A 23802-nucleotide genomic window follows, 5' to 3' on the forward strand; every position below is an offset into this window, starting at 1 on the left:
AATGAGGTACTTTATAATGTTTTTTTCTAAATTAAGGAATAAAAATATTTCAAAGATTGCAATTCAAATATTTGCGCCTTTATCTGGTACAATATTATCTATTAGTAAAGTCCCCGATAAAGTTTTTTCTAAAAAAATAGTTGGTGATGGAATAGCAATTAAACCTATTGACAGTGTTATAGTTTCTCCAGTTGATGGTATTATAGGTAAAATTTTTAGAACTAATCATGCTTTCTCTATTGTTTCTCATGATGGTATTGAATTATTTGTTCATTTAGGAATTGATACTGTTAATTTAAAAGGGAAGGGTTTTAAAAGAATTTTAAATGATGGTGAATCAGTAAATATAGGTGATCCTATTATTGAAATAGATTTGAATTTTATTTTAAAAAATGCAAAATCTATTATTACTCCTGTAATTATTTCAAATATAGAAAAATTCCATGAGATAAAAAAATATTCTGGCACAGTATTAGCTGGTAAAACACCTATACTAGATGTTTTTAAATAATTTTTCTTTTATTATAATTAATTTTATTTTTAGTTATATTTTTTATTTTAATTTTTATAACTTTAGGTATTTAACATTTATATATTAAAATGAGTAAAAATATTGTTGTATTAGGTATTCAATGGGGTGATGAAGGTAAAGGTAAAGTTGTTGATTTTTTATCAAAGAAAGCTAAGTACGTTGTAAGATGTCAGGGTGGTAATAATGCTGGTCATACTTTAATTTATAATGATAAAAAAATTATTTTACATTTAATTCCTTCTGGTGTGTTACATTCTAATGTTATACCTATTATAGGTAATGGTGTTGTTTTATCTCCTGTTGAATTATTGAATGAAATGTTTCTATTGGAAAAAGAAGGTATTAATATTCGTAATAGATTAATATTGTCTCCATTATGTCAATTGGTTTTAGAATATCATGTAGAAATGGATATAGCTAGAGAAGAGTTTTTAGGTAATAAATCTATAGGTACTACTGGAAGAGGTATCGGTCCGGCTTATGAAGATAAAGTGGCAAGGCGAGGATTACGTATAATTGATTTATTTGATATGGATAGCTTTTGTTTAAAGTTAAAAGATATATTAAATATTTATAATTTTCAATTAAATTTATTTTACAAAAGGAAATCTGTTAGTTATGATTTAATTTTAAATAATTTAATGAATATTTCAGAAGTTATTAAAGATATGGTTTTTGATGTAACTGATATTTTAAAAAAGATATCTAAGAATAATTTGTTTACTATTTTTGAAGGTGCTCAAGGAGCATTATTAGATATAGATTATGGTACTTATCCATATGTGACTTCGTCAAATACCACTATAGGTGGTATTATAACTGGTACTGGTGTAAGTATAAGGGATATTAAATATGTTTTAGGAGTAATGAAAGCGTATACTACTAGAGTAGGATTTGGTCCGTTTCCTACAGAACTATTTGATGAAATAGGCGAATATTTATGTTATGCTGGTAACGAATATGGATCAACTACTGGTAGGAAAAGACGTGTAGGGTGGTTAGATTTAGTTGCTATTAAAAAAACTATTTATTCTAATTCTTTATCTGGTATTTGTATAACTAAATTAGATGTTTTAGATAAATTAAAAGAGATAAAAATTTGTATTGATTATCGTTGTACTTCTAATTTTTCTTCATATATGTTACAATCCGGTATGTTACCTGATAAATTGGAACCTGTTTATGAGATTATGCCTGGTTGGCAAAAGAATACGTGTGGTATAAAATATCTAAATGATTTACCTTTGTTGGCTTTAAATTATATTCGTAAATTAGAAGATATTCTTGGTATTTCTATTGATTTTATATCTACTGGTCCTAATAGAGAGGAAATGATAATTTTAAATGAAAGATTTTGATTTAATTATTTGTTTTTTTAATTTTTATAAGTTTTATTTAATTAAATAAGTTATGAGTGAAATTTTATATGGTATACATACTGTAAATAATTATCTAAAACATCATCCGGATAAAATAAAAATAGCTTTTACTATTAGAAATAGTAATAGTTTTGCTTTAAAAAAATTGGTAAAAGAAATAAGAAAATTTGATATTTCTATACAATTTGTTGATATTAACTGGATAAGTAAAAAGTTAAATAATAATTCATTATTACATCAAGGGATATTAATTTACATAAAAAATGATATTAAATATGAAGAAAATGATTTATATTTTTTACTTAGCAAGAGAAAATTTCGTTCATTATTAATTTTAGATGGATTAACTGATGTTCGTAATTTAGGTTCTTGTATTCGTACAGCTAATGCTGCAAATGTAAATATAGTTATAGTACCCAAACATAGAAGTGCTAAACTAAATTTAGTTGCTAAAAGGATAGCCAGTGGTGGAGTAGAAGGTATAATTTTTATACGTGTTGATAATTTATTTGAAACTATAAATTGTATTAAGAGTTTTGGTTTTAAGATATTTGGTATCACCTCTGATGCTACAGATATAATATATAATGCAGATATGAATGAACCATTAGCACTAATTTTTGGTTCTGAAGATAGAGGTATACGTTTTGTTATTCGTAATCAATGTGATAATTTATACAGTATTCCTATGTTTGGTAATATTTCTTCATTAAATGTTTCTGTGTCAGTTGGTATTTGTTTATATGAATTTTTACGTCAACGTTCATTTAAGTAAAAATTGTTAAAATGGATTTTTTTAAAATTGTTTTAAATATGGGTTTAATTTTTATTTATTAATAGGAATGCTAATGAGATATTATGAAATTGTACTTATGATTCATCCTGATCAAAGCGAGTTTATACTTAAGATTATAGATGATTGTAAAAAAAGTATTGCAAATTTAGGAGGTATATTTCATTATTTAGAGGATTGGGGAAGACTTCAGTTAGCATATCCTATAAATAAGTTACATAAATCTCATTATATTTTAATGTATATTGAAATATTAGAAATAGGTATTAATAAATTAAAGAAAATATTTAGTCTTAATGAAAATATTATACGTAATATAATTATTAAAATTAAAAAGATAAATAAAATACCCTCTCCCATTATGAGAATTATAAATGAAAGTAAAGTAGATATTAGTATTGATAATACTATTTGAGTTTTATTTTTTTTTTTAATATTATGTAAAATTTTACATTTTATAGGAATTATATTATGATTCGTTATTTTAGAAAACGTAAATATTGTCGTTTTACTAGACAAGGTATAAAGGAAATTGATTATAAAGATATTTCTATGCTAAAAAAATATATTACTGAAAGTGGTAAAATAGTTCCTAGTAGGATTACAGGAACTAGTTCTAAGTATCAACGACAACTTTCACGTGCTATCAAAATTGCTCGTTATTTGTCTTTAATACCTTATACTGATTATCATAAATAAAATTTCAAGTTTATAATATGGTTATTGTTATGATAAAAATAATTTTATTGGAAAAAGTTTTAGGTTTAGGTGTTTTAGGTAATGTTGTTCATGTTAAATCTGGTTATGCTCGTAATTTTTTAATTCCATTTGGTAAAGCTATTATTGCTACAGATATTAACATTAAGCATTATAAAAATATAAAATATCAAATGCAATTGGAATATAAGGAAAAATATGATTTTGCTAAACAACGTGCTAAAGATATAATTTCTTTAAATCCAATTATAATAAAACGTAGATTTACTAAGAATGGTAAATTATTTGGATCTGTTAATAAATCAGATTTAATTAATTATTTTAATAATATGGGTGTTAAAATATATAGAAATGAGATAATTTTTGATCATTTAATACGTAAGTCAGGAGAACATAATGTCTCTATAAAATTAAATGCTGAAATTGTAGTGCAATTATTAATTAAAGTTATATCTGATTCTTAGGTTATTTATATTTTATATATTAATGAATATTTTAAATAAAATATGTAACATAGTTAAAATTGCCGGTGATGCTGTTATGGAAGTTTATCATGGTAATTTTTTTTTATATATTAAGCATAAACAAGATTGTAGTCCAATTACTATTGCTGATTATATATCTAATGATATTATAATTAATGAATTGAGTTTATATACTCCTAATATACCTTTTTTATCAGAAGAATATTTATTTTCATGGAATGAACGTAAAAATTGGCGTAATTATTGGTTAATTGATCCTATGGATGGTACAAAAGAATTTTTAAACCGAAATGGAGAATTTACAATTAATATTGCATTAATAAATGAATTTGGATTACCTATTTTGGGTGTAATTTATGCACCAGCTATTAATATAATGTATTATGCATATGAAAATAAAGCATGGAAAGAAGATTATAATGGTCATAAGGAAAGGATTAATATTTTTAATTTGCACCCACCCACTGTTGTAATTAGTAGATCTCATTATGATAGTAAAATTAAAGATTATTTAAATATTTTAGGAGAACATAATTTAATTTTATCAGGTTCTTCTTTAAAATTTTGTTTAATAGCAGAAGGTTTAGCACAATATTATCCAAGATTTAATGCTACTAGTGTTTGGGATATAGCAGCCGGGCATGCTATTTTATTAGCTGCAGGCGCTTATTTGTATGATTGGAATGGTAATTCAATTAATTATATTCCTAGAAAATCTTTTATTAATCCAGGTTTTTTAGTTAGCTTAAAATGTCATATTTAAGATAATTTGTTTTATTTTTGTTTATTTTAATTATTTTATATATCTATATTACTAGCTTTTAGTGCGTTTTGTTCAATAAAAATTCTTCTAGGTAATACTGCATCTCCCATTAGAGTATTAAATAATTTGTTAGCATCTTTAATATCATTAATATTTACACGTAACATTCTTCTATTTTTTGGATCCATTGTTGTTTCCCACAATTGAATTGGATTCATTTCACCTAATCCCTTATATCTTTGTATATATAATCCTTTATTTGATTCTTTTATTATCCATTTAATTCCATTTTTTAGATTTGTTATAATTTTTTTTTTGTTATTAATTTTAAATGTTATGTTATTTTTTGTTAATCCTAATTTATTTATTTTTTTTCCTAAAGATAATATTTTATTATATTTTTTGCTATTAAAAAAATTATTGTCAAAAATATATTTTTTCTGTATACCGTTATGTTTTATTTGAATATTTAATTTGATTTTATTTGATTTTATATTATTACTTATGTTTTTTATATAAAAATGTTTATTTTTTTTGTTAATTTTTTTTATTGCATGATTAATTATATTTTTTATTTTTTTTTCATTATTAATATCTAATATTGGATTTTTTATTAATTCTTGTAGCAATGGTTCTGGATAATTATATTTCATTTGTTTTATTATTTTTTGTATTTTTAAAAATTCTATTATTAATTTTTTTAATTTTTTACCTGTTATTTTTAATTTTTTATTTGTATATATTATTGTATTTTTTATTGCATTGTTGATTTTATATTTTTCCAGTGTTTCACTGTCTTTGATATATTTTTCTGTTTTACCCTTTTTTATTTTATATAATGGTGGTTGAGCGATATATATATGCCCTCTTTTTATAATTTCTGGCATTTGTCTATAGAAAAAAGTTAATAACAAAGTTCTTATATGCGAACCATCTATATCTGCATCTGTCATGATTATTATATGATGGTATCTTAATTTATCAGGATTATATTCGTCTTTTCCTATTCCACATCCTAATGCTGTTATTAAAGTAGAAATTTCTTGTGAAGATAACATTTTGTCAAAGTGTGCTTTTTCTACATTTAGAATTTTTCCTTTTAATGGTAAAATAGCTTGATTTTTTCTGTTTCTTCCTTGTTTTGCCGAACCTCCTGCAGAATCACCTTCTACTAGATAAATTTCAGATAATGATGGATTTTTTTCTTGACAATCTGCTAATTTACCTGGCAATCTAGATATTTCCAAATATACTTTGTTTCTTATAATTTCTCTTGTTTTTTTTGCTGCTTCACGAATTTTTGCTGCTTTTATAATTTTGTTTATAATTGTTTTTGCATCATTTGGATTTTCTAGTAAATATTCTGAAAAATTTTCATTTATTTGAGATTCTACTATTGTTCTTATTTCTGATGAAATTAATTTATCTTTTGTTTGTGAAGAAAATTTTGGATTTGACATTTTTATTGATATTATTGCTATTAATCCTTCTCTTGTATCGTTACCTGTAATTATTTTTTTATTTTTTTTATTGTTATAATTTGTTTCTTTTTCTATATAGTTATTTATTGTTCTAGTTATTGCTGATTTCAGTCCAGCTAGGTGTGTTCCTCCATTTATTTGCGATATATTATTTGTAAAACAATATATTTTTTCTTTGAAATTATTATTCCACTGTATTGCTACTTCTATATTTATTTTTTTTTTATTTGCGGAAAAATAAAAAATATTATTGTTGATTATAGTTTTATTTTTATTTAAATATTTTATAAATTCTGTTAAACCTCCGTAATTATAGTATTTTTTTTTTTTTTCTTTTCTTTTATCATATATGTATATTTTTAATCCAGTATTTAAAAAGGACAATTCTCTTAAACGGTTTGATATTATTTTATATGCAAATTTTATTATATTTTTGAAAATATTTTTATTAGGCCAAAAATGTATTTTTGTGCCGTTTTTTTTTGTTTTTCCTGTTATTTTTAATGATTTTTTTGGTTTACCGTGTATATAAGTTTGTTTATATATTTTTCCATTTCTATTAATTTTTAATTTTAATTTTTCAGACAATGCATTTACAACAGATATTCCTACTCCATGTAATCCTCCTGACATTTTATAATTATCATTGTTAAATTTTCCTCCTGCATGTAATATTGTCATAATAACTTCAGCTGATGAAACCATTTCTTCTGGATGTATGTCTGTTGGTATTCCTCTACCATTATCTTTTATGGATATTGATTGATCTTTGTATATTATTACTTTTATTTTATTGCAATACCCAGCTAGTGATTCATCTACTGCATTGTCTATAACCTCAAATACCATATGATGTAGACCGCTACCATCTTCTGTATCACCAATATACATACCAGGTCTTTTTTTAACTGCATCTAATCCTTTTAAAATTTTTATACTTGAAGAGTCATAGTATTCTGACATATTTTATCTTCCTATATAGTTTTTATTTTTTTAATGTTATTTTGATATATAAGCTATAATTTCATTGGCATAATTATATACAATGATGATGTTTTTTTTTTATCTTTTTGTATTTGTACAGCTGATTTATTATCTGTTATTAACATTTTTATTAATTTACAGTTTAATATGTTGATTATGTCTAATAGATAAATTATATTAAAACATATTTCTATTTTATTATTTTGTTTATTTATTTTTATTTTTTCTTCGGCTTCTTCTTTTAATTGATTATTTGTTTTTATTGTTAGTATTTTTTTTTCAATTATTAATTTTACTCCTTTTAATTTATTATTTGATAATATAGAGACTCTATTTAATGATTCTTGAAATATTTTTTTTTCTATTTTTATAATTAAGTTTGGATATTTTGGTAGTATATTTTTGTAATGAGGAAAATTATTCTTTATTAATCTAGAAGTGAAAATAAAATTATTAGTATATATTCTAATATTGTTATTATTAAGTTCTATTTTTAATTTTTCTTCTTTATTTTTATAGTTTATTAATTTCTTTAATTCTATTATACCTTTTGAAGGTATTATGATTGATTTTGATTTTTTTATATCATTTAATACTTTTTTTTTACATATTGCTAATCTATGTCCATCAGTTGCAACTGATGATATTTTTTTTTGTTGAATTTTTAATAAAATTCCGTTTAAGTAATGTCTTATATCTTTTTTTGCCATTGAAAATTGTGTTTTTTTTATTAAATTATTTAGAGTATTTTTTTTTATGTATAAAGTATTTTCTTTTTCCCAGTTTTGTATTTTAGGAAATTGATTGTATGGTATATTTGATATGGAAAATTTACTTTGTTTAAAAGAAATAAGTAATTTGTTTTTTTTTAGATCAAAATTTATTTCTGATTTTTTTGGTAGATTTTTACAAATTTTGAATAGTTTATTACCAGATACTGTTGTTACTATTGATTTATATTGTTTTTTTATTTTTATTTTAGCAGATATATCAATTTCTAAATTACTGCTATATAGTAACAATTCATTTTTATTTATCTTTAGAACAATATTAGATAAAATAGGTAATTTGGGTTTGTTTGATAAAGGATTTATTATTGGTTTTAGTATATTTATTAAATCTTCTCTTATTAAGTTGAATTTCATTTTATTATTTAGTAAGAAAGTTTTTTTATTATTTTTTTTAAATCTTCTTCAAGATTATAGTTTTCTTTGCATAATTTTTTTATTTTTTTACATGCATATAATACAGTAGTATGGTTCCTTTTACCAAAGGAATTTCCTATTTTAGATAAACTATAATTTGTTAATTTTTTAGTTACAATCATTGCAATTTGTCTTGGAATGGTTATTGATTTTATTTTACATTTTGATATCATGTCATTTGTTTTTATTTTATAATATTTTGCTATTGTTTTTTGTATTTTTTTTATTGTTATTAATTTATTGTCTTTAAATATTATATCTTTTAAAACGTTTTTTACAAAGTTAATTGTTATTTTTGATTTTTCAAAATTAGATTTAGCTATAATTCTATTTAATGCACCTTCTATTTCTCTTACGTTTGTTTTTATATATTTAGCAATAAATTCCGCTGTTTCATTTGATAATATTATATTATTTTCTTTTGTTTTTTTAATTATTATTTTTATTCTTGTTTTTAAGTCTGGTGGTTTTATGAACATAGTTAATCCACATTCGAATCTTGATATTAATTTATTTTTTAATCCTTTAAGGGCTTTTGGGTGTTTATTGGATGTTAATATAATTTGTTGTTTATCTTCTAATAATGTATTAAATGTGTGGAAAAATTCTTCTTGTGATCTTTTTTTATTTGCAAAAAATTGTATGTCATCTAATAATAATACATTTACTGATCTATAGTATTTTTTAAAATTTTCTATTTTATTATTTTTTAATGCCATAACCATATATTGTACAAATCTTTCTGAATTTATGTATACAACTTTTATATTATTATTTTTTGAAATTATTTTATTTCCTATTGCATTTAATAAATGTGTTTTACCAACACCAGTAGATCCATATATAAAAAGTGGATTATATTTTTTATCTAATTTGTTTGCTATTTGAAATGTTAATGTTTTGACAAATTTATTAGATTTACCTTCTATAAAATTTTTGAATTTATATTTTTTATTAATATTAGATTTATATATTGAATTCATTTTTTTTTTTAATTTTTAATTTTATTTTTTTTGTTATTAAAATAATATTTTAGTGAAGAATGTATATTGTTTATATATTTATTGTTTATTAATTCCAGAATAAATTTATTTGAAGCATATAATACTAAAGTACTTTTATTAAATATTTTTTTTAAAAGTCTTATCCATATGTTAAATTATGTTGTTATTAGTTTATTTTTTAAGACTATTAAATATTTTCGCTAAAGAATAATTAATATTATTTACTTTTTGAAATTAATAAAAATGAATATTTATTTAATATTACAAATTCAATATTATTAAAATAATATCACATTATGTGTTTCGTATATATAGAATATATAATTTAATTAATTTATAATATTTTATATAAAATATTATTGAATATTTTATTTTTTAGTTAGATTATTAAATCTTGTAACTTTTTATTTTAAGTGTTAATTTAATATAATATTATATGTTTGATTTAACGTTTTTATTTAATAGAATAATTTATGAGAAAATTTTAATTTATGAAACGTACATTTCAACCTTCTTTAATAAAACGTAGTCGTTTGCACGGGTTTCGTGCTAGAATGTCTACTAAAAATGGTCGTAATATTTTAGCTAGAAGACGTTTTAAAGGTCGTATTCGTTTGGCTATTTTACGGTAATAAAGAAAATCTTATTTTGTGTATTATTTTTTTTAATTTTTTATTTTATTTATTATGAATTTCTGTTATTCTAAGAAATATAGGTTATTGCATAATTTCGAATTTAAAAACATTTTATTTAAAAAAAATAGGGTAATTACTCTATTTTTTAATGTTTTTTTTATTTATAATAATTTAATTTTTCCTAGATTAGGTATTATAATAAGTAAAAAAGTTATTAGGTTATCCAGTGATCGTAATCGTATAAAACGATTATTAAGAGAAAGTTTTAGAATGAATAAAAAAAATATAAGATTCATTGATTTTGTAATATTTCCTAAAAGGATTTTATGTAATTTAAATAATAATGAAATATTTAAATTATTAGATGATTTGTGGTGTAGATATGCTATTAATAATTAATTTTTTTATTTGTTTAATAGAATTATATCAAAATGTATTTAGTTTTTTTTTATTGCCTTCTTGTAGATTTTATCCCACATGTTCTATTTATGCACAAATGGCATTATTTCGTTTTGGTTTATTTAAAGGAATTATTTTAATTTTTTTAAGATTGTTAAGATGTCATTCTTTAAATACTGGTGGAAAAGATTTTTTACCTGTGTCATTTAATATTTTTAATATATTAAAAAAATGATTTGTATATGTATAATCAATTTAGATTTATCTTTATTATTTTTTTATTTATTTCATGTTTTTTATGGCAGACGTGGATAAATGATCATTTACAATCTTCAAAACATGAAGATAATTTAAGTTTTTTTTCTGAAATAAATAATAAATATAAAGATTATAATAGTATTATAAATGTTAAAACGGATGTTTTATCTGTTAAGATTAATGCTTATGGTGGAGATATAGAACAAGCTAAATTATTATGTTATTCAAATAAATTAAATACTTTTTCTCCTTATAAAATTTTAGAAATTTTACCTAACTTTATTTATCAAGCGCAAAGTGGAATTCTAAAGATAGAAAATATTAATAAAAGAAAGGGTTTTATTCGTCATTATTATAATTTTTATAAAAATAATTATAAATTATTATCTGGTAAAGATGAATTAATAGTACCTATTAAATATACGGATATTGACGGAGTTATTTATACTAAAGTTTTTATTTTTAAAAGAGGTAAATATTATGTTAACGTTAAACATTTTATTCGTAATGTTTCTCATAACACTTTACATTTATCTATGTTTGGTCAATTAAAACAATCATTTGATCTTCCGGAAGAAAAAAACATTAATTTTACTAAAAGTAGATTGTCTATCAATAGTTTTAGAGGTGCCGCTTATTCTACTGAAAATAATAAATATGTTAAATATAAATTTGATGATATTATTAAAAATAATAATTTAAATATATCAACTTATGGTGGATGGATTTCTATGCTTCAACAATATTTTATTACAGCTTGGATACCTCAAAATCATAATAAGAATATTTTTTATACTGATCATTTTTATTTATTAAATAAAAAAATAGTAGTTATAGGTTATAGATCACCTGTAATTAATATTCCTCCTGGTAAAAGTAAAATTTTTAATTCAATTTTATGGATTGGGCCTAAAATACAAAATGAGTTATCTTTAGTTGCACCTTATTTAGATTTTACAGTTGATTATGGTTTTTTATGGTTTATTTCTCAACCATTATTTAATTTATTGAAGTTAATACATAATCTATTTGGTAATTGGGGGGTTTCTATTATAATAATTACATTATTTGTAAGAATGATTATGTATCCTTTAACTAAAGTGCAATATATTTCTGTTGTTAAAATGAAAATGCTACAACCTAAGATAGAAGAAATAAGATCAAGGTTCAAAAATGATAAAAAACGTATCACTCAAGAAATGATATTATTGTATAAACATGAAAAAGTTAATCCATTTGGTGGATGTTTGCCTCTTATAATTCAAATGCCAATTTTTTTAGCTCTTTATTATATGTTAATGAATTCTATTGAACTAAGACACGCAAATTTTATATTTTGGATACATGATCTTTCATCTCAAGATCCTTGTTATATATTACCTATTTTAATGGGAATTACTATGTTTATGATTCAAAAGATATCACCTAATAGTGTTAATGATCCAATTCAAAAAAAGGTTATGAATATTATGCCTTTTATTTTTACAATATTTTTTTTATGGTTTCCATCTGGTTTGGTATTATATTATGTTGTTAGTAATTTGATTACAATTCTTCAACAACATATTATATATAAGTCTATTAAAAAACATGATTTATAGAAAACATTACTTTTAATATTTATTTATCCATGAATTTCACTGATACTATTTTAGCACAAGTTACTCCTGCAGGTAAAAGTGGTGTAGCGGTGTTACGTATTTCTGGTTCTTGTAGTAAAGACATTGCTTTGCATTTACTAAATAAAATACCTAAAATACGTTATGCTGAATATTTACCTTTTTATGATTCTGAAAATAAAATTATTGATCAGGGTATAGCATTATTTTTTTTAGCCCCTAATTCTTTAACTGGAGAAGATATTTTGGAATTGCAGTGTCATGGTAGTTTAGTTGTTATAGATTTATTGATTGAGCACATATTATCTTTATCTATTGTTAGAATGGCAGAGCCAGGTGAATTTTTGAAAAGAGCTTTTTTAAATAATAAAATAGATCTAATTCAGGCTGAAGCTATTTCAGATTTAATAAATGCAGATTCTATTAAAGTTGCTAGGTTAGCAATGAACTCTTTTAAGGGTTTATTTTCTAATAGAATAAATATTGTTATGTCTAAATTGAAAGATATAAGAGTATATATTGAAGCTTACATTGATTTTTTACATGATGATTATATTAATTTTAATTTTATAGATGAAATAAATAATTTAATTAATGAAATAAATGATATAAAACATTCTTCATATGATGGTAGTATTTTACGTGAGGGAATTAAATTTGTTTTTTCTGGATTTCCAAATGTAGGTAAATCTACATTGTTTAATTTATTATCAGAAAATGATATTTCTATAGTTAGTGATATTCCTGGAACTACTAGGGATGTTTTACGTGAATATATTAATATTGATCATTTGTCATTATGTATTGTTGATACCGCTGGTTTAAATGATTCTGATGATAAAATAGAAAAAATAGGTGTTGATCGTGCTTGGATTGAATTAAAAGGAGCGGATCATATTTTTTTTGTTATAGATAATGATGTATTTAAAAATAAGTTTTTACTTTTTAATTATTTATCATTAATAAAAAATAAAACATTTTCTAGCATACCAATAACTATTGTGAATAATAAAATTGATCTTTTAAATAAATCACCATGTATTAAAAGTATCAATTCATATCCAATTATTTATTTATCTGCTTTAACCGGTCATGGTATTTGTTTATTGAAAAAATATATTAAGGATATTGTTAAAACATCTAGAAATATTGAAGGTAATTTTTTGGCTAGGCGTAGACATTTGGATATTTTAGAAAAATCTCTTAAATATTTGAATAATGCAAAATATTGTTTATTAAATAATTATTCATTAGAATTATTAGCTGAAGAATTACGTAATGTTTATCAAATATTGGGTGGGATTAATGGTATTCTAACTTCTGAAAAATTATATAATGATATTTTTTCTGATTTTTGTATTGGTAAATAGGTATATTATGTATTTTATTAATTTAATGTAATATTTAAAGGATTTTTTTGTTTTTTGATATTTATGAAAAATTTTTCTAAGTTTTTAAAAAAATTTTCAAATTTATTACCTTCTGGGTTTAAACCTAAATTTATCACGGGTAGTGATTTATTAAGATGGCATCACGAGCAAGGTATTTTATATTCTGCTTCTATTACTAGAGATAATAAAGCAACTAAAATACAGAAAATGTTTAACAGATCAGGAATACGTGAATTATATATAAATTGTTCTTTTAATAATTATCAAATTGAACATGAAGGACATAAAAAAGTATTACATGCAGCACATAGATATGCTAAAGAATTTGATGATAATGTAGCTAGTTTTGTTTTTTTAGGTAATCCCGGTACCGGTAAGAATCATTTAGCAGCTGCAATTTGTAATTATTTAATTTTACGAAATAAGAGCGTATTAATAGTTACTGTAGCCGATTTAATGTCAAGTATGAAATCTACTTTTAAAGTTTATAGTGATTTAAGTGAAGAGTATTTATTAAGAAATTTTAGTACTGTAGATTTATTAATTATTGATGAAATAGGTGTTCAAATTCAGTCTAGATATGAAAAAATTGTTATAAATCAAATTGTTGATAGACGTTCTTCATCTAAAAAATCTACTGGTATGTTATCTAATTTGAATTATTTAAAATTAAGGACTTTATTAGGTAAAAGAGTTATTGATCGTATGTGTTTGGGTAAAGGATTGTGGTTAAATTTTAATTGGGGTAGTTACAGAAAAAAGGTAAATGTTAATGAATGTTAATTAAATTATTTTTTGTTAAAAATAATTTTTGTTTTTGTATTTACATAATTTATTTATTTCACATGAATTGCATAATGGTTTTCTAGCTTTGCATATGTAACGTCCATGTAGTACTAACCAGTTGTGTATATTTTTTTTAAATTTTTTTGGAATAATTTTATTTAATTTTTTTTCTATTTTAATTGTTGTATTTCCTGTAGCTATTTTAGTTCTATTACATATTCTAAATACATGAGTATCAACAGCTATTGTATTTTTATTGTATAATATATTTAGAATAATGTTTGAAGATTTTCTTCCTATTCCAGGTAATTTTTCTAATTCTTTTCTATTATTTGGTATTTTATTTTTGTGTTTATTTATTATTATTTTACATATTTTTATTATATATTTTGTTTTATTATTAAATAATCCTAAGAATTTTATTTGTTTTTTTAATTTTTTTTTCCCTAGTTTTAGTATTTTTTTTGGTGTATTTGCTGTATGCCATAATTTTTTTGTGATTTGATTTACTTTTATATCTTTTGATTTTGCAGATAATATTAATGCAATTAATAGTTCGAATGGTGTTTTATAGTTTAATTCTGTTTTAGGTGTAGGATTTTTTTTTTTAAAATTTTTATTATTTCGTTTATTTTTTTATTATTCATTTTTAAATAAATTTAATTTGCTTTTTTTTTTAAAATTGTTATTATTTATTTGTATTTTACAATTATTTTGTATATATTTTATGTAGTTTTAAATAAATTTTATTTTATAAATATATTATTTAATATTTCAGATTTTGAGTATTTTGATTTTTTATTTTATTTTTTTAAATTTATTTTTTAATAAAATAAATTATATTTAACTTATTTACATTTTAATTTTATTATATTTAATTCTATTAATTTAGTTATTAAATAAAATATTAATTTTGTCAAACAATATTTGTTTTATTTTAGGAGAAAAGTTATGGTACAATATTCTCGTCAAAATAATACTATTATTCAACAAACTCGTACTAGTTTACAAACTTATATGGCTCATGTTTATGGATGGATGACATGCGGTTTATTGTTAACATCTTTTGTTTCTTGGTTTGTATCTAATACCCCTGAAATTGTTCAATTAATTTTTAATAATAGGATTATTTTTTTTAGTTTAGTTATTATACAATTGTTAGTAGTATTTGTTTTATCTGGTATGGTTAACTCATTGAGTGCTACATTAAGTACTAGTTTGTTTATGTTATACTCAGTATTAACTGGATTGACTATGTCTAGCATACTTTTTATTTATACTTTTTCTTCTGTAGCTAGTTTATTTTTGATAACTTCTGGAATGTTTGGTTTTATGAGTTTTTTTGGATATGTTACTAATAGGGATTTGACCAAAATTGGTAGTTTAGCTTTTATGTTATTAATTGGTATTACATTAGCTACAATAGTTAATTTATGGTTAAATAGTTCTCTTTTTACTTGTATATTGAATTATTTAGGTATAGTTGTATTTGTTATTTTAACTGCATATGATACGCAAAAATTGAAGGATTTTGGTGAAAGTATTATTATTGAAAATAAAAATTCATTTCGTCGTTATTCTATTATCGGTGCATTAACTCTATATCTTGATTTTATTAATTTATTTATTATATTAATTCGTAATTTTGGTAATAATAGAAGATAATATATTTATTATCTTTTATTATTTAATAAATTTTTTTTTTTATTATTTGTGAAGTTATCTTTTTTTATTTTATTTTTTTTTAGTTATTATGGGATTTTATTTTCATTTTATAATACATATTTTTTTATCAATATTATTGATATTTAGTTGGAAATATAATTTATTAATTTTATTTTGTATAATTTTATTATTTTTTTATGGTTTTTTATTTTTTGCGATGTTATTTGTCAATCAAATATATTTTTTACGTAAATTTGACGATTTTTTAGAAGAGATTACTACTATTTACTATTTTTTTTGTAATTTATTGATGTTATTTTTAATATCTAAAGTTATTAATAATTTATTTTTTTTGTTTTTTTTAGCTTTGTTGGTAAATTTAGGTCCTTTATTTATTTCTTTAATTAGAATTATATATTGATTTTTTTATTGAAATTATTTTGTTTGTTATTATAAATGATATTTGATTTTAATTATTTAATTAAGAAAGAATTAAAATTATATTTTATTTATATTTTTTATTTCCAATTTATATAAATATTATTTATTGTTATTGTTAATATATAAATGAAGAGTGTTTTTTATGGAATTAAGTACTTTAAATATTTCTGAAAATTGTTCTGTTTTATATAATGTTGTTATAACTGATAATGCTGCAAAACAAATTATTTTATTATCTAATAGAGATTTTAATATTAAAGGTATTAGATTAAAGGTTTCTCATTCTGGTTGTGCAGGATTAATATATAAAATGGATGTTGTGAAAGTTTTAATTGAAAGTGATTTAAGCTTTTGTCATATGGGAGCAACTTTGTATGTTTCCTTAAGTGATATTGAATTTATTAATGGTATTAAAGTAGATTATGTTATTAATGAATTTAGTTCAATGTTTACTTTTAATAATCCAAAAGCTTCTCGTTTTTGTGGATGCGGTAAGAGTTTTAATATATAAAAATTTATGTTAAAAATGTATTTTTTTTTTGGTAAAATGAGATAAATAATGTTTAAAAAGTATAAGCAGGGTTTTTTTACTAAATTAAATACAGATAATTTAGGTTATGGTATCAATAAAGATATTATCATAGCAATATCTAAAAAAAAAAATGAACCATCTTGGATGTTAGATTTTCGTATAAAAGCATTTAATATATGGAAAGATATGTCTGAACCTCATTGGTTAAATGCTTCTTATGAAAAATTAGATTATCAGAAATATATTTATTATTCAGCTCCATGTATTAATAATAATTTAAATTTTGATAACATTAAAAATAAAAAATCATCTAATGATGATGGTAATAATTATTTAACTAAAGAAGTAAAAAGAACTTTTGATAAATTAAATATTCCAATAAATAAAAATAATAAATTAGCAATTGATGCTATTTTTGATTCAGTATCTGTTGCAACTACTTGTAGTGATTTTTTAAAAAAAAAGGGGATTATTTTTTGTTCTTTAAGTTATGCGATTAATAAATATCCTTTTTTAGTAAAGAAATATTTAGGTATGGTTGTACCCCTTGATGATAATTTTTTTGCAGCTTTAAATTCAGCAGTTGTTTCTGATGGTACTTTTGTGTATGTGCCTAGAGGAGTACATTGTCCTATGGAGTTATCTACGTATTTTAGAATTAATTCTAAAAATACTGGTCAATTTGAAAGAACAATTATTATAGCTGAAGAAAATAGTTATGTTAGTTATATTGAAGGATGTTCTGCTCCAATTCATCATAAACATCAATTACATGCAGCCGTTGTTGAAGTTATTTTACATAAAAATGCTAGAGTAAAATATTCTACAGTACAAAATTGGTTTCCAGGAGATAATATTAACAATGGTATTTTAAATTTTGTTACTAAAAGAGCATTATGTTTAGGGGTGGGTAGTCGAATGTCCTGGGTACAATCCGAAACTGGTTCTGCTATAACTTGGAAATATCCAAGTGTTATATTAAAAGGTGATCATTCTATTGGTGAATTTTTTTCTGTAGCATTAACCACAGGTTATCAACAAGCCGATACTGGTACTAAAATGTTTCATATAGGGAAAAATACTAAATCCACAATTATATCTAAGAGTATATCTACATTTAAAAGCAGAAATACATACAGAGGGATAGTTAAAATAAATAAAGGCGCTTCAAACTCTAGAAATTATACTCAATGTGATTCAATGTTGATTGGTAACAATAGTAAGGCTTATACATTTCCTTCTATTAAAGTTAAAAATAATACTTCACAGGTAGAGCATGAAGCTACTGTTTCCAAAATCAATGAAGATCAATTATTTTATTGTTTACAAAGATGTATTAATCAAGATGATGCAGTATCTATGATAGTTAATGGATTTTGTAAAGAAATTTTTACAGAGTTACCCTTGGAATTTGCAGTAGAAGCTAAAAAATTATTATCTATAAATTTAGAAAATAGTGTGGGTTGAATAAATTTAAAATATGGAATGTATTTTATATGCTTAAAATAAATAATTTAAATGTTAATATAAATGATAAAGGTGTTTTATTTGATGTAAATTTAAATATTAACCCTGGTGAAGTGCATGCTATTATGGGTCCTAATGGCTCCGGTAAAAGTTCCTTTTCATCAGTATTATCTGGTAACCCAAAATATAAGGTAATTTCAGGTGATATTAATTTTAAAAATTATAGTATATTAAAATTATCCGCTTCTGAACGTGCTAAAAGAGGTATTTTTGTTGCTTTTCAATATCCTATAGAAATACCTGGTGTTACTAATAAATTATTTTTATATACTGCATATAATTCTTTACGTAAATATAATAATAAAACTAAATTAAATTATATTAGCTTTAATAAGTTGTTAAATAATAAAATTAATTTATTAAATATATCTAAAGATTTTTTATCTCGTGCAGTAAATGTAGGTTTTTCTGGAGGAGAAAAGAAATGTAATGATATATTACAAATGCTAATTTTAAAACCTAAATTATGTATTTTAGATGAAATTGATTCTGGTCTGGATATTGATATTTTAAAAAGAGTATCTGAAATTATAAATAATTTACGCAATAATATTCGTTCTTTTATTATAATAACTCATTATAGACGTATTTTGGATTATATTAAACCTGATTTTGTACATGTTTTGTATAATGGCAAATTTATTCATTCTGGTAATATTTCATTGGTTAGCAAATTGGAGGAAAAAGGATATGGTTGGCTTATCAATTGATATTTTTTTAAATAAATGGAAAGATTTATTTTATAATAGTGTTAATTATTCTAATTATTCTAAAAATCATTTGAAGAGTCTATTAAATATTAAATTAACTGTTAATGAGTATAATTTGTTTAAGTATTTTTTTGATAAAAAATTAGTTAGTTTTGTAAATAAAAATTTATTATTGGATAAAATTAATGAATTGTCTTTACCTATTGATTCTATTCGTTTAATTTTTATTGATGGTTGTTTTTCTTATAATTTTAGTGATAATGAATTTATTATATTTAATAATATAAATGTTTCAAGTTATTATAATTATTTTACAGCTATATCTTCTGATATTTTTTTACATTTAATAGAGAGTTTTTTAAATAAAATTTTTATTTTGAATTTATATTCAAATAATTTAAATGATAAACCTATATATATATTAAATATTACTACAGGATTAAAATCTGATTTAAATGTTTTGAATTATAGATATCATATAATTGTAGAATCTTCATCTTGTATTAGTATTATTGAACATTATGTTAGTTTAAATAATTATTCTCATTTAACTTGTTCTAGATTTGTCATAGAGGTTTTAAATAATTCATATTTAGATCATATAAAAATTTTATCAGAAAATTCTTTTAGTTATCATTTTTCTTGTAATGATATATATATTGATAGTAGTTCTTTTGTTAATAGTACTGTTTTTCTTTTAGGTTCTGGTATTATTAGAAATAATACTAATGTCAGATTTAATGGTGAAAATGGAAATATTTTATTGAATAGTTTATCAGTTCCTATTAAGAGTAATATTTTTAATAATTATACTTATGTTGAACATAATTTTTGTAATTCTAAAAGTCATCAGTTACATAAAATAATTTCTTCTGCTTATGGTAAATTTAAAGGTTTGGTAAAGATACTAAAAAATTCATCAAAAGTTGATGCCACAATGATAAGTAGAAATTTATTATTAAATGATTTTTCTTTTATTGAAACTGAACCTAAATTAGAAATTTATAACAATGATGTAATATGTACACATGCCGCTACTTTAGGTAAGATAGATGAAAATCAAATATTTTATTTATGTTCTAGAGGTATAGATAGTGAAATAGCTAAAAATATTATTTTATCATCATTTAGTCATGATGTTATTGATTTAATAAAAAATAATTTATTGAGAGACATAATTTTAAAATGTATTAATAAGCGGTTATTCGGTGATTTTTATGAATCCATTGATTATTAGAAAACAATTTCCTATTTTAGAAAATAAAGTACATGGTAAAAAGCTAATATATTTTGATAATGCAGCTTCTACACAAAAACCGTTAAGTGTAATTGATACAGAAATGGATTTTTATAAATATGAATATTCATCTGTTCATAGAGGTGTATATTCGTTAAGTACAAATGCTACTAATCGTTTGGAAAATATTCGTATTCAAATAAGTAAGTTTATTAATGCTTCATCTGAAAAAGAAATTGTTTTTTTAAAAAATGCTACTGAAGGTATAAATTTAGTTTCTAATAGTTGGGGATATAATAAATTAAGAAGTGTTGATAATATAATTATTACAATTATGGAACATCATTCAAACATAGTTCCTTGGCAATTGTTATCTTTGAAGATTGGTTTTGAAATTAGAGTTTTAAATATTAAACCTTCAGGAGAACTAAATATTGATCAAATACATTATTTAATAGATAAAAATACTAAATTATTAGCTATTACTGAGATTTCTAATGTTTTAGGATTAATAAACCCGTTAAAAGAAATAATTTCTATAGTTAAAGATTATAGGATTACTACATTAGTAGATGGCTCTCAAGCTATATTGCATAAAAAGGTGGATGTTCAAGATTTAAATTGTGATTTTTATGTTTTTTCAGCTCATAAAATTTATGGTCCATCAGGAGTAGGTGTTTTATATGGCAAGTATGAATTATTAATTAATATGCCTCCTTGGCAGGGTGGTGGTGGTATGATTAAAACTGTTTATTTATCAAGTATTAAGAAAACAACTTGGTTATCTCCTCCTCATCGTTTTGAAGCTGGTACTCTTAATGTGTCTGGTATTATTGGTTTAGGAGCTGCATTAAAATGGTTTCAATCTATAGATATTAATTTAATTAATAAATATGAGAGAAAAATGTATAATTATGCAATGGATAGATTAAGTGAATTATCTTTTCTTAAGATATATAGTTTATCTAAACATTCAATAGGTATAATATCTTTTAATTTTATAAAAAAACATGCTTATGATGTTGGTATTTTTTTGAATAATTATGGTATTGCTATACGTACTGGTCATCATTGTGCTATGCCTTTAATGAAATATTATGGAGTTTCTTCTATGTGTAGAATTTCTTTTGCACTTTATAATATTCAAGAAGAAATAGATAAATTAATATTTTATTTATCTCGTATTCATTATTTATTAAATAAGTATTAATTGTTGATAAATTAGGATTTATTTTTATATGAAATTTTTGTTTACCAGAGATGAAGTATTATCTAATTTTAAATTATTTTCATCTTGGGAAGAAAAATATTTATATATAATTGAATTAGGTGAGTCTTTACCTAAGATGCCTTCTTGTTTATATTCTACTAAAAATTTAATTATTGGTTGTCAAAGTAATGTTTGGGTTTATTTAAAAAAAGATGTTAAAAATATCATTAAATTATATGGTGATAGTGATACTTTAATTACTAAAGGATTTATAGCTATAATATTAATTTTTTATAATGGTTTAACAGTTAAAGAATGTATTGCTTTTGATGTTTATTTTTACTTAAAAAAAATTTCTTTAATGAATAATTTAACATATTCTCGTGTTGAAGGTTTGAATTCTATTATTAATTATATTTTTAATAAATTAAAATTATTTATTTAGTATTTTTTTTTTGAATTTTTATTTAAAATATTTTATTTTTTTATAATTTATATGTTTTTTAATATTTATTTTTTTAATTATTAATTTTATTATTAAATTATAATGTATGTACTGATATAGTATTGGTTGTTCCTTTAGGTACAAGAGCGCCTGATACCATTATTATAGTGTCTCCTTTTTTTGCATAGTTATTTTTTAATGCTATTTTTTTTCCAATATAGTAAAAATCATCTGATGATTTTATTTTGTTTATTATAAATGGTTCTATACCTTTACTCAATATTAAATGATTAGCTGTTTTTTTGTCTGTTGTTAATGCTAGTATGGTTGAACTAGGAAAATATTTACGTAATGATTTAGCAGATTTACCACCTTCAGTAGTTACAATTATTAGTGGAGATTTTAACTTTTCCGCTGTTTCTACTGCACTTTTACATACTGCTTCAGTTATTCTAAATATTTTGTCATTGTTTTTTATGTTAATTTTAGGTTTTATTATTTTATCTGTTCTATTACATATATTTTTCATAATTGATACTGCTTCTATTGGATATTTACCTTTAGCACTTTCCCCTGACAACATTACAGCATCGGTTCCATCTAAAATAGCATTTGCGACATCTCCAGCTTCAGCTCTTGTGGGCCTGGGATTATATATCATTGAATCTAACATTTGTGTTGCAGTAATTACTACTTTGCCATGATTATTACATTGTTCTATAATTTTTTTTTGTGCAAAAATTACATCTTCTACAGGTATTTCTACTCCAAGATCACCTCTTGCTACCATAATTCCATCTGATACATTTAAAATTTCTTTAAAGTTATTTAATCCTTCTTGATTTTCAATTTTTGATATTATTTGTATTCTTCCTCCCTTGTATTTATTTATATATTTTCTGATATTGATTACATCATTAAGTTTTCTTACAAATGATGCTGCTATGAAATCCACATTATGTTTACAACCAAATATTAGATCTGATTTATCTTTTTTAGATAAACTTGGTAAATTAACACATATTCCAGGTAAATTAACACTTTTATTTTCACCTAATATACCATTATTCAATACTTTACATATTATTTTATTTTCATTTAAATCTATGATTTTCATTCCTATTAATCCATCATCTATAAGAATAATATTACCTATTTTTATATCATTTATAATTTTTTTGTAATTTATAGCTATACATGTCTTATCACCTTTTATATTTTGATCTGTAGTTATAGTAAATATTTGATTATTATATAATTTAATTTCTTTATTGTTTTTTAATTTCATAGTTCTTATTTCTGGACCTTGCGTATCCAGTAAAATCGCAGCATTTATCCCAGTTTCTTTCATTACTTTTTTTAAATTATTTATACGATTTTCATGTTCTTCGTAACTACCATGTGAAAAATTTAATCTCATTACATTCATACCAGCTTTTAATAAAGCTGTTAACATTGTTATTGATTCTGTTTTAGGCCCTATAGTGCAAACTATTTTAGTTTTTTTCATAATAATTAATTTTTTGTTTAATATATATATATAATATAAATATAATTTAATAATATCAAATTAATTATTTAATTACAAAATATTGATTTTAAAT

At 21.8% G+C, this 23802-nt stretch carries 25 protein-coding genes and 2 pseudogenes; 21 read left to right on the forward strand and 6 right to left on the reverse strand.

Features of this window, described 5'->3' with window-relative positions; all coding sequences use genetic code 11:
- Window position 1: 1 nt before the first annotated feature.
- The 7 genes from crr (at window position 2) to cysQ (ending at window position 4669) form a co-directional block, all read left to right on the forward strand.
- Window positions 2-511 (forward strand): PTS glucose transporter subunit IIA, encoded by a 510-nt coding sequence (crr, locus tag ONB71_RS00385; protein ID WP_274662214.1) that lies wholly within the window; start codon window positions 2-4, stop codon window positions 509-511.
- Between the two features lie 89 nt (window positions 512-600).
- On the forward strand, window positions 601-1890 hold the full coding sequence (locus ONB71_RS00390) for an adenylosuccinate synthase (RefSeq protein ID WP_274360622.1): 1290 nt from the start codon (window positions 601-603) through the stop codon (window positions 1888-1890).
- Between the two features lie 52 nt (window positions 1891-1942).
- A complete protein-coding gene (gene rlmB, locus ONB71_RS00395; RefSeq protein ID WP_274360623.1) occupies window positions 1943-2686 on the forward strand; it encodes a 23S rRNA (guanosine(2251)-2'-O)-methyltransferase RlmB in 744 nt (247 codons plus the stop codon).
- Between the two features lie 73 nt (window positions 2687-2759).
- The gene (gene rpsF, locus ONB71_RS00400; protein WP_274360624.1) at window positions 2760-3119 is read left to right on the forward strand and encodes a 30S ribosomal protein S6; all 360 of its coding nucleotides are present in this window, start codon (window positions 2760-2762) and stop codon (window positions 3117-3119) included.
- A 56-nt stretch (window positions 3120-3175) separates the two neighbouring features.
- A complete protein-coding gene (gene rpsR / locus ONB71_RS00405) occupies window positions 3176-3403 on the forward strand; it encodes a 30S ribosomal protein S18 (RefSeq protein ID WP_274360625.1) in 228 nt (75 codons plus the stop codon).
- 29 nt (window positions 3404-3432) lie between these two features.
- Window positions 3433-3885 (forward strand): 50S ribosomal protein L9, encoded by a 453-nt coding sequence (gene rplI, locus ONB71_RS00410; protein WP_274360626.1) that lies wholly within the window; start codon window positions 3433-3435, stop codon window positions 3883-3885.
- A gap of 28 nt (window positions 3886-3913) precedes the next feature.
- Complete coding sequence (cysQ, locus tag ONB71_RS00415) at window positions 3914-4669, forward strand: 3'(2'),5'-bisphosphate nucleotidase CysQ (RefSeq protein ID WP_274360767.1); 756 nt, start codon at window positions 3914-3916, stop codon at window positions 4667-4669.
- 35 nt (window positions 4670-4704) lie between these two features.
- Here cysQ and gyrB read toward each other — a convergent pair whose 3' ends face one another.
- The 4 genes and pseudogenes from gyrB to ONB71_RS02435 form a co-directional block, all read right to left on the reverse strand.
- Window positions 4705-7113: a DNA topoisomerase (ATP-hydrolyzing) subunit B gene (gene gyrB, locus ONB71_RS00420; RefSeq protein WP_274360627.1), complete on the reverse strand. Its 2409-nt coding sequence runs from the start codon at window positions 7111-7113 to the stop codon at window positions 4705-4707.
- A 53-nt stretch (window positions 7114-7166) separates the two neighbouring features.
- Window positions 7167-8279 (reverse strand): DNA polymerase III subunit beta, encoded by a 1113-nt coding sequence (gene dnaN, locus ONB71_RS00425; RefSeq protein WP_274360628.1) that lies wholly within the window; start codon window positions 8277-8279, stop codon window positions 7167-7169.
- 8 nt (window positions 8280-8287) lie between these two features.
- Window positions 8288-9310: pseudogene (gene dnaA, locus ONB71_RS00430) on the reverse strand (chromosomal replication initiator protein DnaA); the annotation flags it as partial.
- A 20-nt stretch (window positions 9311-9330) separates the two neighbouring features.
- Entirely contained in the window at window positions 9331-9492 is a 162-nt protein-coding gene (locus ONB71_RS02435) for a hypothetical protein (RefSeq protein WP_416053579.1), read from the reverse strand.
- A 342-nt stretch (window positions 9493-9834) separates the two neighbouring features.
- Here ONB71_RS02435 and rpmH point away from each other — a divergent pair, with 342 nt between their 5' ends.
- From rpmH to dnaC, 6 genes are all read left to right on the forward strand, one after another.
- The gene (gene rpmH, locus ONB71_RS00435; RefSeq protein WP_274360629.1) at window positions 9835-9975 is read left to right on the forward strand and encodes a 50S ribosomal protein L34; all 141 of its coding nucleotides are present in this window, start codon (window positions 9835-9837) and stop codon (window positions 9973-9975) included.
- Window positions 9976-10029: 54 nt separating this feature from the next.
- Window positions 10030-10377, forward strand: a complete 348-nt coding sequence (rnpA, locus tag ONB71_RS00440) for a ribonuclease P protein component (protein WP_274360630.1) — start codon at window positions 10030-10032, stop codon at window positions 10375-10377.
- Window positions 10361-10612 (forward strand): membrane protein insertion efficiency factor YidD, encoded by a 252-nt coding sequence (gene yidD, locus ONB71_RS00445; RefSeq protein WP_274360631.1) that lies wholly within the window; start codon window positions 10361-10363, stop codon window positions 10610-10612. The genes rnpA and yidD overlap by 17 nt, the downstream gene beginning before the upstream one ends.
- Before the next feature lie 7 nt (window positions 10613-10619).
- Window positions 10620-12236 carry a membrane protein insertase YidC gene (gene yidC / locus ONB71_RS00450; protein ID WP_274360632.1) on the forward strand — a complete coding sequence of 539 codons (1617 nt, stop codon included), beginning with the start codon at window positions 10620-10622 and terminating at the stop codon, window positions 12234-12236.
- A gap of 29 nt (window positions 12237-12265) precedes the next feature.
- Window positions 12266-13624, forward strand: a complete 1359-nt coding sequence (mnmE, locus tag ONB71_RS00455; protein WP_274360633.1) for a tRNA uridine-5-carboxymethylaminomethyl(34) synthesis GTPase MnmE — start codon at window positions 12266-12268, stop codon at window positions 13622-13624.
- 63 nt (window positions 13625-13687) lie between these two features.
- A complete protein-coding gene (gene dnaC / locus ONB71_RS00460) occupies window positions 13688-14428 on the forward strand; it encodes a DNA replication protein DnaC (RefSeq protein ID WP_274360634.1) in 741 nt (246 codons plus the stop codon).
- 15 nt (window positions 14429-14443) lie between these two features.
- Here the strand turns inward: dnaC and nth are convergent.
- A pseudogene (gene nth, locus ONB71_RS00465) lies at window positions 14444-14989 on the reverse strand (endonuclease III); the annotation flags it as partial.
- Window positions 14990-15382: 393 nt separating this feature from the next.
- Between nth and ONB71_RS00470 the strand changes: the two are divergent.
- The 8 genes from ONB71_RS00470 (at window position 15383) to ONB71_RS00500 (ending at window position 22198) form a co-directional block, all read left to right on the forward strand.
- Window positions 15383-16096 (forward strand): Bax inhibitor-1/YccA family protein, encoded by a 714-nt coding sequence (locus ONB71_RS00470; RefSeq protein ID WP_274360635.1) that lies wholly within the window; start codon window positions 15383-15385, stop codon window positions 16094-16096.
- 88 nt (window positions 16097-16184) lie between these two features.
- Window positions 16185-16517, forward strand: a complete 333-nt coding sequence (locus ONB71_RS02440) for a YbhQ family protein (RefSeq protein ID WP_416053577.1) — start codon at window positions 16185-16187, stop codon at window positions 16515-16517.
- A 162-nt stretch (window positions 16518-16679) separates the two neighbouring features.
- The gene (locus ONB71_RS00475; RefSeq protein WP_274360636.1) at window positions 16680-17048 is read left to right on the forward strand and encodes a HesB/IscA family protein; all 369 of its coding nucleotides are present in this window, start codon (window positions 16680-16682) and stop codon (window positions 17046-17048) included.
- Between the two features lie 48 nt (window positions 17049-17096).
- The gene (sufB, locus tag ONB71_RS00480) at window positions 17097-18536 is read left to right on the forward strand and encodes a Fe-S cluster assembly protein SufB (RefSeq protein WP_274360637.1); all 1440 of its coding nucleotides are present in this window, start codon (window positions 17097-17099) and stop codon (window positions 18534-18536) included.
- A gap of 29 nt (window positions 18537-18565) precedes the next feature.
- Window positions 18566-19306 (forward strand): Fe-S cluster assembly ATPase SufC, encoded by a 741-nt coding sequence (gene sufC / locus ONB71_RS00485; RefSeq protein WP_274360638.1) that lies wholly within the window; start codon window positions 18566-18568, stop codon window positions 19304-19306.
- Window positions 19287-20543, forward strand: coding sequence for a SufD family Fe-S cluster assembly protein (locus ONB71_RS00490; protein WP_274360639.1), 1257 nt, complete (start codon window positions 19287-19289; stop codon window positions 20541-20543). The genes sufC and ONB71_RS00490 overlap by 20 nt, the downstream gene beginning before the upstream one ends.
- A complete protein-coding gene (locus ONB71_RS00495; RefSeq protein ID WP_274360640.1) occupies window positions 20524-21753 on the forward strand; it encodes a SufS family cysteine desulfurase in 1230 nt (409 codons plus the stop codon). The genes ONB71_RS00490 and ONB71_RS00495 overlap by 20 nt, the downstream gene beginning before the upstream one ends.
- 28 nt (window positions 21754-21781) lie before the next feature.
- On the forward strand, window positions 21782-22198 hold the full coding sequence (locus ONB71_RS00500; RefSeq protein ID WP_274360641.1) for a SufE family protein: 417 nt from the start codon (window positions 21782-21784) through the stop codon (window positions 22196-22198).
- A gap of 97 nt (window positions 22199-22295) precedes the next feature.
- Here ONB71_RS00500 and pykF read toward each other — a convergent pair whose 3' ends face one another.
- A complete protein-coding gene (gene pykF / locus ONB71_RS00505) occupies window positions 22296-23708 on the reverse strand; it encodes a pyruvate kinase PykF (RefSeq protein WP_274360642.1) in 1413 nt (470 codons plus the stop codon).
- Window positions 23709-23802 lie beyond the last annotated feature (94 nt).

This window comes from Candidatus Purcelliella pentastirinorum (genome assembly GCF_028748785.1).
GTDB lineage: Bacteria > Pseudomonadota > Gammaproteobacteria > Enterobacterales > Enterobacteriaceae > Purcelliella > Purcelliella pentastirinorum_A.